The following is a 12047-nucleotide window of genomic DNA, read 5'->3' on the forward strand; positions in this document are numbered from 1 at the left end:
CACAGTCGGTGTGGGCCGGAGGCCTGTCACCGCGTCCTGCCATGATGGAGCCCATGCGAGCAGATGCATCGGTGGAGGGCCTGGATCCCCAGCAGGCGGCGGCGGTCCTCGCGCCGCGGGGCCCGGTGTGTGTCCTCGCCGGTGCCGGGACGGGAAAGACCCGGACCATCACCCGCCGCATCGCGCACCTGGTGTCCCACGGACACGTCGCGGCCGGCCAGGTCCTCGCCGTCACGTTCACCGCCCGCGCCGCCGGGGAGATGCGCAGCCGGCTGCGCGAACTCGGGGTGGGCGGCTCGGGGCCGCAGGTGCAGGCGCGTACCTTCCACGCCGCCGCGCTGCGGCAGCTGCGCTACTTCTGGCCGCGAGTGGTCGGCGACACGCCGTGGCAGCTGCTCGACCGCAAGTTCGCCGTCGTCTCCCAGGCCGCGCACCGTGCCGGGTTCGCCACCGACACCGACACCGTGCGCGACCTGCTCTCGGAGATCGAGTGGGCCAAGGGTTCGCTCGTCGCGCCGGAGGACTACCCGGCCGCGGTGGCCCGGGCCCGGCGTGAGCCCCCCGCCGACGCCGGACGGGTGGCTGCCGTCTACGCCGGCTACGAGTCCCTCAAGGTGCGCGACGACGGTATCTTCCTCGACTTCGACGACCTGCTGCTGCACACGGCCGCCGCGCTCGAGGAGCACACTGCCGTCGCCGAGGAGTTCCGCGACCGTTACCGCTGCTTCGTCGTCGACGAGTACCAGGACGTCACGCCCCTGCAGCAGCGCGTGCTCGACGCGTGGCTCGGCGACCGCGACGACCTCACCGTCGTCGGCGACGCGAATCAGACGATCTACTCGTTCACCGGTGCCACCCCGCAGTATCTGCTCGACTTCTCCCGCCGATTCCCGGACGCCACCGTGGTCCGGCTCGAACGCGACTACCGTTCCACGCCGCAGGTGGTGTCCCTCGCCAACCGGGTCATCGGTGCGGCACGCGGCCGCATCGCCGGGACCCGCCTCCAGCTCGTCGGCCAGCGCCCGCCCGGACCCGAGCCGGCGTTCGCCGAGTACGACGACGAGCCCGCCGAGGCGCAGGCCGTGGCCAAGTCGATCGCGAAGCTACTGGGATCGGGGGTGCCCGCCGCCGAGATCGCGGTGCTCTACCGCATCAATGCCCAGTCGGAGGCCTACGAGCAGGCGTTCACCGAGGCCGGTATCCCGTATCAGGTCCGCGGCGGCGAGGGCTTCTTCACCCGCGCCGAGGTGCGCCAGGCGGTCGGCGCGCTGCGGCAGGCCCACGGCCGCGACGACCTGCCCGAGGGCGCCGATCGCGGCGCCGCCCTCGTCACGCTGGTGCGGGCGGTGCTCGCCCCGCTCGGCCTGACCGAGGCCGAGCCTGCCGGTGCGCAGGCCCGTGAACGGTGGGAATCGCTGCGGGCGCTCGTGCAGCTGACCGAGGAGCTCCTCGGGCACGAGCCCGACCTCGATCTCGACGGTCTGCTGCGTGACCTGGCGGCGCGGGCCGAGGCGCGGCACCCGCCGACGGTGCAGGGCGTGACGCTCGCGTCGCTGCACGCGGCCAAGGGCCTGGAATGGGACGCGGTCTTCCTCGTCGGCCTCACCGACGGGACCCTGCCCATCGTGCACGTCGTCGGCGACAGCTCCACGCCGCCCGACGAGGCCGGCATCGAGGAGGAGCGCCGCCTGCTGTACGTCGGGGTCACCCGCGCCCGCGTGCACCTGCAACTGTCCTGGGCGCTCTCGCGCACCGAAGGCGGCCGCCGGTCGCGGCGGCGGTCCCGGTTCCTGCACGGTCTGATCCCCGACGACTCGCCGGCCTCCCGGATCGCGGCCCCCGCGTCGCCGAAACGTAAGCGGCCGCAGTGCCGCGTGTGCGGAAAACCTCTGATGGGGTCGTCCGCGACCATGCTCGGGCGCTGCGAGGGCTGCCCGTCGGACCTGGACGAATCGCTGCTGATGGCGCTGAAGGACTGGCGCCGGGAACGTTCCAAGGAGATGAAGGTCCCCGCCTACGTGGTGTTCAGCGACAACACGCTCATCGCGATCGCTGAGCAGCGGCCGGGCGACGACCGTGCCCTCGTCGCCATCCCCGGCATCGGGGCGAAGAAACTCGAGCAGTTCGGCGCGGACGTGCTCGCCGTCGTGCGCGGTGAACGCGCGCCCGATACCCTCGATCTGTAGCGGTTCGCAAAGCTGCGGTAAAACCGCAGGTAGAAAATGGGTTGTGCGATCGACGGCCGAGTTCCTAGGCTGGAGGTCGATGTCACGGGAAAGGCCCGTGCGCGGACGACGAAGGAGGTGGCCCCGATGCTCGGCTTCGATGCAGCTGCAGTGGTGGTCGCCGCCCCCGTCGCCGGCGCCCCCGTCGCCGCCGGCGCGTGCACTCCGCGCGTCGCCCGCGTGCGAGCAGCCGCCCCTTCGTCCGTGCCCCGAAGCCACCGAGGTTCACCCCGGTAATCTTCATTCGCCTTCCGGCCACGGACACCGCCCAGCGGACCGTGGCCTTCTTCGTCTTCTGCCCGGTTCGCGCATCGCATCCGAACCAGACAGAGGAGACATCCATCGTGCAGACCGCAACGCTCGACGTCGACCATACGACGCGCGTGCGCGAGTTGCCTTGCCGCGACGGCGATCCGGACCTGTGGTTCGCCGAATCACCGACCGAACTGGAGCGAGCCAAGGCGCTGTGCGGCCGGTGCCCGATCCGCGCCCACTGCCTCGCCGCGGCACTCGACCGTGCCGAGCCGTGGGGCGTGTGGGGCGGCGAGATCTTCGAACGGGGTGTCGTCGTCGCCCGCAAGCGTCCGCGGGGACGCCCCCGCAAGGAACTGGTGTGCGCCTAGGCCGGACCGGCTGCCGGGAGGTCAGTCCACCGGATCGGTGAATCCCGGCAGCCACGCCGACAGGATCCGCATGTACGGCGCGTGCGCGTCCAGTTGCGCGCAGATACCGACGGAGCCGAGGAGTACGCGGACGATGTTCGCGTACTCCGGCGGCAGGTTCAGTGCCCGCGCAGTGCGGAAGTTGGATCCGGAGAAGTCGGTGGCGGTGCCCGCCGCCTTCTGCAGCCAGGCCCGGGTGAAGTGGAACGACTCCGTGTGGATCGGATCCGTGAACGGGCGCAGGTAGTCCGCGATCTCCTGCTCGGTGACCTCCCGGCCCGGCAGGACGAACCGGTTCTCGTAGAGCAGCGTGGTCAGCTCGTCGAAGCGCTCCTCGAGGGCCAGCCGCACCATCCGGCCCAGCACCGGCGGCAACCCGTTCGGCATCGCGGCCGTGGCACCGAAGTCGATGACGCCGAGCCGGCCGTCGTCGAGCAGCATGAAGTTGCCCGGGTGCGGATCGCAGTGCAGCAGCCCCACCTGTGCCGGGGACGCGAAGTGGAACTCGGCCAGCAGCGCCCCGGCCCGGTTGCGCTGCTCGCGGGTTCCCTCGGCGATGATCATGGAAAGCGGTGTCGCCGTGAGCCATTCGGTGACAAAGACCTTCGGGGAGCTGGCGACGACCCGCGGCACGACGAACCGGGGATCGTCGGCGAACACCCTGGCGAACGTCCGCTGGTTGTCGGCCTCGATCCGGTAGTCGAGTTCCTCCTCGGTGCGCGCGGTCAGCTCGTCGAGCACGGCCCGCACGTCGGTGCCCGGCATCACCGTCGCGAACAGTCCCGCGAACCGCGACAGGGTGCGCAGATCGGCGCGCAGCGCCTCGTCGGCGCCCGGGTACTGAACCTTCACCGCGACCTCGCGGCCGTCCGCCCACACCGCCCGGTGGACCTGGCCGATGCTCGCCGAGGCGGTGGGAATGTCGTCGAACGAGGCGAAGCGCTCCCGCCAGCGGGCGCCGAGCTGCTGATCGAGGACGCGATGGACCGCCTTGGCCGGTAGCGGCGGCGCCGCCGACTGCAGCTTCGTCAGCGCCTCCCGGTACGGCTCGGCGAACTCCTCCGGCACCGCGGCTTCCATCACGCTCAGCGCCTGGCCCACCTTCATGGCTCCGCCCTTGAGCTCGCCGAGCACCGTGAACAGCTGCTCGGCCGCCTTCGCCGCGAGCTCGGCATCGATCTCCTCGCGGTCCCCTCCGGCCAGACGCCGGCCGAATCCCACCGCGGCGCGACCGGCGATCCCGAGGGGGATGCTGGCGAGCTTGGCGGTGCGGGAACTGCTTCTGCGGGGGATTTCGGCCACGCCCACCATCATGCCTGACGGCGTCAGACCGGCGCGGTGCGCCGCTGCGTGACCGGCGCGGTGCGCCGCTGCGTGACCGGCGCGGTGCGCCGCTGCGTGACCGGCGCGGTGCGCCGCTGCGTGACCGGCGCGGTGCGCCGCTTCACGCGGGTGTGCCTCCGCACCCGCAGTCCGGGTGCCGGAACCAGCGCCGCGACGTGAGTCGATGGCTGCGCAGATCCACCTCGAGGGTCCGGTCCAACGTCGCGGGCGGCGTGGACGGCGAGGCGGCGAGAATCGCGTCGAGCTGTCCGAGGGCGAGGGCCGCGGTCGCCAGCACCGCTGCGGGCTCCGCACACCCGACGCGGTCGCACAGCTGGGCGGCCAGCTGCGGCCAGTGCGGATCGAGATCCGTGCGGGTCAGATCGGCGCAGCGCAGGCAGCTCGTGCGGCCCGGGACGACGAAGGGGCCGACGATGCCGCGGCCGTCGCGCAGCAGTACGGGCAGATGCGGCACACGGTGCCGCATCAGCTCGCGGACGAGACCGGGGTCGGGCACCAGCGCGTCGGTGAGCAGCACGCACTGCGCGTCCCAGCGGGCGACGTCGCTGTCGCCGGTGTAGACGGCGGACCGGCGCAGCCGCGTGCCCGACACCGTCAGTTGGGCGACCAGCGCGTCTGCCAGTGGCCCGCGCCCGTGCACCCGCACCCGGGGGACCTGCAGCGCGGCTACGCCGGGATCCCGGACCGCACCGAGGGCGGTCAGCTCGTCGAGCAGGGCGGTGACGGCGGCGCCCGGCAGCCCCGCCCGCGCGGTGCGGGCGAGGATCTCCTCGCGCGACGAGCGCCCGTCGAGCAGGCGCAGCACCGTCGAGAGGCCGAACGCGTCGAGCCCCGCGCCGGGGGACAGGACGGCCGCCGTGTCCGGGCCCCACCCGAGTTGCACCGTGCCGTCCGGTCGGTGGAGCACCTCGAGGGCAGGGTCGAGCGCCGGTCCGGACTGTGGATGCGTTGCCGTGGTCATGCCGTCAGCCTGACAGCAACCCCCGTCGCACCACCTGTGCCCGAGGCGGGTTGTCCACAGGGTAAAACCGGCGCCTACCTGGCCCGATGTGCGTTCAGGCGGATTCGTCGGGATCGGTGGACTCGCCGGAGCCCGGCTCGCCCTTCTCCCGCTCGGCGCGTTCGCGCGCCTCGGTCTCGCGCAGCTGGGCGATCGGATCGTCGAACGCCGCCGCTTCTCCGCCGATGACGCGGTCGAGGAACGCGGCCGGGTTGTCGAGGTCCGACGAGTCCGGCAGCAGATCCGGGTGCGCCCATACCTTGTCCCGCGCGTCCGGCCCGGCATCGGTGGTGAGCCGGCGCCACAGGGCCGCGGCCTCGCGCAGCTTCCGCGGCCGCAACTCGAGACCGACGAGAGTCGCGAAGGTCTGCTCGGCGGGCCCGCCGCTCGCGCGGCGGCGGCGCAGCGTCTCGCTCAGCGCGGCCACCCCGGGGAGCCGGTCGCCGAGCGCGTCGGCGACCACGGTCTCCACCCAGCCCTCGACCAGGGCGAGCAGCGTTTCGAGGCGTTCGAGGGCCTGCTTCTGCTCGGGGGTGGTCTGCGGCTCGAACGCCGCACCCTTGAGCAGTTCCTCGATCTTCGACGGATCCGTCAGCGCCATGGGATCGATACCCTGGGCGAGGTCCTCGATCGCGGAGAAGTCCATCCGGATGCCACGCGCGTAGTCCTCCACAGTGGACAGCAGGCGCGAGCGCAGCCACGGCACGTGGCTGTAGAGCCGTTGGTGTGCCGCCTCCCGGGCGGCGAGGAAGACCAGGACTTCCTGGGCCGGCTGCTCGAGTCCGTCACCGAACGCCTCGATCGCGGCGGGCATCAGCGCCGCGGTGCCCGCGGGCCCGAGCGGCAGGCCGATGTCGGTCGAGGTCAGGACCTCCTTGGCGAGCTGCCCGAGGGCCTGTCCGAGCTGGGAACCGAACGCCAGCCCGCCCATCTGGGAGAACATGCCGAGCATCGGCCCGGCCATCGCCCGGGCCTCTTCCGGCAGGCCCTGCATCCACATGCCGTTGACCTGCTCGGCCACCGGATCGCACAGGCGTTTCCACGTCTCGAGCGTGTTGTCGAGCCAGTCGACGGGCGTCCACGCGACGGTGCGGGTCGCGCCCGCGGGCAGGGTCGTCGCCCCGTCGAGCCACAGTTCCGCCAGATGTGCGGCGTCCCGGACGGCATCCGCCGACCCGGACGACACCGGGGTGACGGAGCCGATCTGCTGGCGGGCGAGCTTGCCGGCCACCTCGTAGTTGACCGGCCCGGAACCGCCGGACCCCACCGCGCTGCCCATGCCGCTGAGCATCTGACCGAACTGTGTCAGCATCTGCCCGAGCGCCGCCGGGTCGAAGCCCTGCGCGCCGAACGGGTTGTCGCCACCCGCGCCGAACGGGGCACCGCCTGCGCCGGGGGCCCCGAAACCGAAGGGGAACCCGCCGGTGGCGCCGCCCTGGGACCCGGCGCCCTCCGGGCCGGCGCCCTCGGCGCCGGATCCCTCGGCGCCGGAACCGGAGTCCTTCCTGCGGTCCGGGTCGTCGTCGGGATTCGAGAATCCGAAAGGCGTGTCGCTCATGTCGTCAACGGTACAAGGCGCACCGCGGGGTGGCGGCCCCCGCGATCACGCTGATCGCGAACATCGCCGCTCCGGATACCCTGGCCGGGTGAATCGACGGCTCGTGACGATCCTGGCGGCGCTGTTCCCCGCGCTGCTGCTGGTGACGGTGGCGCTGAACGTGAAGGTGCCGTACGTGGCGCTCGGTCCGGGCCCGACGTTCGACACCCTCGGCGAGATCGACGGCAAGGCTGTCGTCGCCATCGAGGGCGCCGACACCGACCCCACCAGTGGCGAGCTCGTGATGACCACGGTCGGGGTCAGCGACCGCCTGACCGTGGCGCAGGCGCTCTCGGCGTGGCTGGGCAGCCGGTACGGGATCGCCCCCCGCGAGCAGATCTACCCGCCCACCGCGACCAGGGAACAGGTCAAGGAGGCGGACGCCGCCCAGTTCGAGCAGTCCGAACGCAGCGCGGAACTCGCCGCCCTGCACCACCTCGACCTGCCCGTCGTCCTGCGCGTCGCCAGGGTCGGCGAGTCCGGGCCCTCCGCCGGCGTGCTGCGCGAGGGCGACCGGCTCGTCACCGTCGCCGGGGAGCCGGTGACCACCGCCGGCAGCGTGCAGCGGGCCGTCGCCGCCGTCGCGCCCGGCACCCCGGTCGACGTCGTGCTGGTGCGCGACGGGGTCGAGCAGACCGCCTCGGTGACCGTGGGAGCCCGCCCCGACGACCCGGACAAGGGCTTCCTCGGCATCAGCCCCGAGGAGGTCCCGGACGTGCCGTTCGACGTGACGTTCAACCTCGCCGACGTCGGTGGCCCGTCGGCGGGGCTGATCTTCAGCCTCGCCGTGGTCGACAAGCTCAGCCCCGGCGAGCTCAGCGGCGGCGAGGTCGTCGCAGGCACCGGCACCATCGACTCCGACGGGGTCGTCGGCCCGATCGGCGGCATCACCCACAAGCTCGTCGGGGCCGCGGAGGACGGCGCCACGGTGTTCCTCGTGCCCGCCGACAACTGCGCCGAGGCACAGAGCGACGCCCCCGACGGGATGCGGCTGGTCAAGGTCGAGACCCTCGAGGGCGCGATCGACGCGCTCGGCTCCCTCGCCGCCGGCGGCGACGCGCCCACCTGCGGCTAGGCCGTCGTGCGGGACCGGTCCTAGTCGTCGCCCGGTTCGAGGGTCGCGTACAGGGCGGACACCACGTTCGGCGCGAGGTTGTCGTAGGTGCGCAGCTCGATCCCGGCGAACGGGTCGTCCTCGTCGGTGGGCCTCAGCTGCAGCAGGGACAGCGACGGGCCGTCGCGCAGGACCGCCGCGATCAGGCGGGCATCGCGCCGCTCCGGGTGCCCGTGCGCCGCGGCCCGGGCGGCCTCGTCGGCGGCGTGCGGATCGGCGAGCAGCGGCACCAGCGCGTCGTCGAGATCCGACTCCGCGCTCGGGGGCAGCACCACGATCTCCTGCACCAGGGCGCAGCCGGCGACGGAATCGGGCCAGCTGGTGGTGGCGAGGAACTCGTCGAGGGCGGGGCTGCCGCCTTCGACGTCGTCGGGGAAGGCCTCCTGCTCCACCGGGGTGTACTCGTGGCCCTCGTCGAGCTGGTCGAGCAGGGTGGGTTCCGACGCCGCCAGCAGGGCCGTGGGCACCAGCGCGAACATCGTCGGCGGCTGTCCCCAGCCACCGGCGTCGACGAAGTCGACGATCTCACCGACGCACCGGCGCAGGGCGTCTTCGGACGGGACGGGATGACTGTCGCTCACGGACATATCCTTGCATCGTCGCCGGGTCTCGTCGCCGCGCGGCGTGGTGGTCGCCTCATTCCGTAGAGTGGGGCGAAACGGTCACCGCGAGTGCCGTGGGTGACAGTCGGGGTGAACAGCTGCGGCGCGTTCGCGTCGCCGGAGAATTGGGAGTGTGGCACGTGGGCATGAGGCCCCCCACCGGAGTACCTTCGCTGTCGAAACGCAGCAAGATCCTGCTGAGCCTGGCCGTGGTGGCCGCGGTGCTGCTGCTGGTCGGTCCCCGACTGGTGGACGCCTACACCAACTGGCTGTGGTTCGGTGAGGTCGACTTCCGTGACGTGTACCTGAAGGTGCTGTTGACCCGGATCGTCCTGTTCCTCCTCGTGAGCCTGTTCGTGGGCGGTGTGGTGTGGCTGGCGCTGCTGCTGGCGTACCGATCGCGGCCGGTGTTCGTGCCCGCATCCGGGCCCAACGACCCCATCTCGCGGTATCGCACCACGGTGATGACCCGGCTGCGCACGTTCGGCCTCGGCATTCCGATCGTGCTCGGCCTGCTGTCGGGCCTGATCGCGCAGGCGAGCTGGGTGACCGTGCAGATGTTCTTCAACGGCGGCTCGTTCGGCACCACGGACCCCCAGTTCGGGCTGGACGTCGGGTTCTACGCCTTCGACCTGCCGTTCTACCGCTTCCTGCTGAACTGGATGTTCGTGGCGGTCATCCTGGCGCTCTTCGCCAGCCTGGTCACCCACTACATCTTCGGCGGCATCCGGCTCGCCGGCCGCGGCGGCAGCCTCACCCGCGCCGCCCGCATCCAGCTGGCCGTGCTGGCCGGGATCTTCGTTGCGCTCAAGGCGATCGCGTACTGGCTCGACCGGTACGCACTGCTGTGGAGCGGGCGCAAGGAGCCCACCTTCACGGGCGCGGGCTTCACCGACATCAATGCCGTGCTGCCCGCGAAGCTGATCCTGATGGCGATCGCGGTCATCTGCGCGGTGGCGTTCTTCGCGGCCATCGTGCTGCGCGACCTGCGCATCCCGGCGATGGCGACGGCCCTGCTCGTGCTCTCGTCGATCCTCGTCGGGGCCGTGTGGCCGCTGGTGGTCGAGCAGTTCTCCGTCCGGCCGAACGCCGCCGTCAAGGAGTCCGAGTACATCGAGCGCAACATCGCGGCGACGCGTGAGGCCTACGGCATCACGGACGAGATCGTGGAGTACCGGGATTACCCCGGCGTGGGCACCACGTCACCGCGCAACGTGCCGGCGGACGTGACCACCATCGCCAACACCCGCCTGCTCGATCCCAACGTGCTGCCGCGCACCTTCACCCAGCAGCAGCAGCTGAAGAACTTCTACGGGTTCCCGCCGTCGCTGGACATCGACCGGTACGAGATCGACGGGGAGCGCGAGGACTACATCGTCGCCGCCCGCGAGCTGTCGCCGTCGAGCCTGACGGGCAACCAGACCGACTGGATCAACAAGCACACGGTGTACACCCACGGCAACGGCCTGGTCGCGGCTCCCGCCAACCGGGTGAACGCGGCCGCCAGCGAGTCCGCGGAAGAGGCCGCGAACAGCAACAGTGGCTACCCGGTGTACATGGTCAGCGACATCGCATCGCTCGAGTCGGGCAACCAGGTGATTCCGGTCGAGCAGCCGCGGATCTACTTCGGTGAGGTCATCGCGCAGGAGGAGCCCGACTACGCGATCGTCGGTGCCGCCGAGGGGGAGGCCCCGCGGGAGTACGACACCGACACCGCGCAGTACACCTACACCGGCTCGGGTGGCGTCTCGATCGGCAACTGGTTCAACCGGCTCGCGTTCGCGTCCAAGTACGCCGAACGCAACATCCTGTTCTCGAGCGCCATCGGCAGCGAGTCGAAGCTGCTGTTCAACCGCGACCCGCGGGACCGGGTGACGAAGGTCGCGCCGTGGCTCACCGCCGACGGCGACGCCTATCCCGCCGCGGTCGACGGGCGCATCGTGTGGATCGTCGACGCCTACACCACGCTCGACAACTACCCGTACGCGCAGCGCAGTTCCCTCGAAGGGCTCGTCGAGGACAGCGTCGACCAGAACACCGGCCGGCTGCTGCCCCGCAAGGAGGTCTCCTACATCCGGAACTCGGTGAAGGCGACGGTCGACGCGTACGACGGCACCGTGACCCTCTACCAGGTCGACGACCAGGACCCGGTCCTGAAGGCGTGGATGGGTGTCTTCCCCGATGCGGTGACCCCGCAGGATCAGATCTCCGACGAGCTCCGCTCGCACTTCCGGTACCCGGAGGACCTGTTCAAGGTGCAGCGCGAGATGCTCGCGAAGTATCACGTGGACGACCCGCGCGAGTTCTTCACCAACAACGCGTTCTGGTCGGTGCCGAGCGATCCGACGGTGGACACGACCGCGAACCAGCCGCCGTACTACGTGCTGATCGGTGACGAGGAGACGGCCCGCCCGTCGTTCCGGCTCACCTCGGCGATGGTGGGCTTCAACCGGCAGTTCCTGTCCGCGTACATCTCGGTGGACTCGGACCCGGACAACTACGGCAGGTTCACGATCCTGCGGCTGCCGACCGACACCCAGACGTTCGGTCCCGAACAGACGCAGAACGCGATGATCTCCGACACGCGCGTCGCGTCGGAGCGGACCCTGCTCGAGAGATCCAACCGGATCCAGTACGGCAACCTGCTGACGTTGCCCATCGCCCAGGGCGGGATCCTCTACGTCCAGCCGATGTACACGGAACGCAGTTCGGCGACGGGGAGCACGTCGACGTTCCCGCAGCTGTCCCGGGTGATCGTCAGCTATCGCGAGCCCGGCCCTGCCGGCGGCGTGCGCATCGGCTACGCCCCCACCCTCGCCGCGGCGCTGGACCAGGTCTTCGGGGCCGGTGTCGGCAGTGCGGCCACCGCGCCGGGTGGCGAGTCGGCGCCCACCGCGCCGGTCGAGGGGACGGAGCAGGACGGTCAGGCAGCGGCTCCGGCGCCCGCTCCGGCGCCGAACCCCGCTCCCGCCCCGGCTCCCGCGGACCGGGCGGCCGCGGTCGCCGAACTCGACGCGGCGCTGGCCGAGCTCAGTGCGGCCCAGAGCACGGGCGACTTCGCCGCCTACGGCCGGGCGCTGCAACGGGTGCAGGCGGCCGTGGACGCGTACCAGTCCACCGGCGGCTGATCCCTTCCGCGACGAACGGGGCCCCGCGCACGAGGTGCGCGGGGCCCCGTCGGTTCGAGGACGACTCGGCGTCCGGCCGGGGCAGCCGCTCTCGCACTGCAGGTGGGCCGCCTCGCCACGCGATTGTTATTCCACCGTTATGTGAGCGGGGTCGTCGCGCGAGTGTGTCCCAGGACACAGGATGACGGGCGAAAACGGCCTTCGCCCAGGCGATTTGCATTCCGTTCATCGGGCCGTGTAACTTCGTTCTTGCAACGCGGGGTGGAGCAGCTCGGTAGCTCGCTGGGCTCATAACCCAGAGGTCGCAGGTTCAAATCCTGTCCCCGCTACCAAGTGGAAGGGCCCGGCACCGGATCATCCGGTGCCGGGCCCTTC

General features: G+C 71.5%; 9 protein-coding genes and 1 tRNA gene. 5 read left to right on the forward strand and 5 right to left on the reverse strand.

The features are described from left to right. Nucleotides 1–53: 53 nt before the first annotated feature. Together OCS65_RS11850 and OCS65_RS11855 are read left to right on the forward strand one after the other, a co-directional pair. Entirely contained in the window at nucleotides 54–2186 is a 2133-nt protein-coding gene (locus OCS65_RS11850) for an ATP-dependent DNA helicase UvrD2 (RefSeq protein WP_235431071.1), read from the forward strand. 383 nt (nucleotides 2187–2569) lie between these two features. Next, the gene (locus OCS65_RS11855) at nucleotides 2570–2848 is read left to right on the forward strand and encodes a WhiB family transcriptional regulator (RefSeq protein ID WP_043797088.1); all 279 of its coding nucleotides are present in this window, start codon (nucleotides 2570–2572) and stop codon (nucleotides 2846–2848) included. A gap of 21 nt (nucleotides 2849–2869) precedes the next feature. On the opposite strand, the gene OCS65_RS11860 is transcribed toward OCS65_RS11855, so the two are convergent. The 4 genes from OCS65_RS11860 to OCS65_RS11875 all read right to left on the reverse strand — a co-directional run bounded on the left by OCS65_RS11860 (nucleotide 2870) and on the right by OCS65_RS11875 (nucleotide 6789). Continuing rightward, on the reverse strand, nucleotides 2870–4201 hold the full coding sequence (locus OCS65_RS11860) for an ABC1 kinase family protein (protein WP_029544549.1): 1332 nt from the start codon (nucleotides 4199–4201) through the stop codon (nucleotides 2870–2872). An 11-nt stretch (nucleotides 4202–4212) separates the two neighbouring features. Then, a complete protein-coding gene (locus OCS65_RS11865; protein ID WP_263510223.1) occupies nucleotides 4213–4335 on the reverse strand; it encodes a hypothetical protein in 123 nt (40 codons plus the stop codon). Further along, nucleotides 4332–5192 carry a TOMM precursor leader peptide-binding protein gene (locus OCS65_RS11870; RefSeq protein ID WP_029544547.1) on the reverse strand — a complete coding sequence of 287 codons (861 nt, stop codon included), beginning with the start codon at nucleotides 5190–5192 and terminating at the stop codon, nucleotides 4332–4334. Before OCS65_RS11870 ends, OCS65_RS11865 begins: the two co-directional genes overlap by 4 nt. Nucleotides 5193–5286: 94 nt before the next feature. Beyond that, nucleotides 5287–6789, reverse strand: coding sequence for a zinc-dependent metalloprotease (locus tag OCS65_RS11875; protein WP_006942790.1), 1503 nt, complete (start codon nucleotides 6787–6789; stop codon nucleotides 5287–5289). Between the two features lie 88 nt (nucleotides 6790–6877). Here OCS65_RS11875 and OCS65_RS11880 point away from each other — a divergent pair, with 88 nt between their 5' ends. Then, a complete protein-coding gene (locus OCS65_RS11880; protein ID WP_029544543.1) occupies nucleotides 6878–7903 on the forward strand; it encodes a YlbL family protein in 1026 nt (341 codons plus the stop codon). Nucleotides 7904–7923: 20 nt separating this feature from the next. On the opposite strand, the gene OCS65_RS11885 is transcribed toward OCS65_RS11880, so the two are convergent. Then, entirely contained in the window at nucleotides 7924–8529 is a 606-nt protein-coding gene (locus tag OCS65_RS11885; protein WP_037200991.1) for a PPA1309 family protein, read from the reverse strand. 155 nt (nucleotides 8530–8684) lie between these two features. Between OCS65_RS11885 and OCS65_RS11890 the strand changes: the two genes are divergently transcribed. Then, complete coding sequence (locus tag OCS65_RS11890; protein ID WP_185712829.1) at nucleotides 8685–11672, forward strand: UPF0182 family protein; 2988 nt, start codon at nucleotides 8685–8687, stop codon at nucleotides 11670–11672. A gap of 255 nt (nucleotides 11673–11927) precedes the next feature. Further along, nucleotides 11928–12004, forward strand: a tRNA-Met gene (locus OCS65_RS11895). Nucleotides 12005–12047 lie beyond the last annotated feature (43 nt).

This window comes from Rhodococcus aetherivorans (genome assembly GCF_025722975.1).
Taxonomy (GTDB): Bacteria; Actinomycetota; Actinomycetes; order Mycobacteriales; family Mycobacteriaceae; genus Rhodococcus; species Rhodococcus aetherivorans.

Bases quoted from the DNA above. Each gene is read 5' to 3' on its own strand.
- OCS65_RS11885 (WP_037200991.1), bottom strand. From the start codon at position 8,529: ATGTCCGTGAGCGACAGTCATCCCGTCCCGTCCGAAGACGCCCTGCGC.
- OCS65_RS11850 (WP_235431071.1), top strand. From the start codon at position 54: ATGCGAGCAGATGCATCGGTGGAGGGCCTGGATCCCCAGCAGGCGGCG.
- OCS65_RS11875 (WP_006942790.1), bottom strand. From the start codon at position 6,789: ATGAGCGACACGCCTTTCGGATTCTCGAATCCCGACGACGACCCGGAC.
- OCS65_RS11860 (WP_029544549.1), bottom strand. From the start codon at position 4,201: ATGATGGTGGGCGTGGCCGAAATCCCCCGCAGAAGCAGTTCCCGCACC.
- OCS65_RS11870 (WP_029544547.1), bottom strand. From the start codon at position 5,192: ATGACCACGGCAACGCATCCACAGTCCGGACCGGCGCTCGACCCTGCC.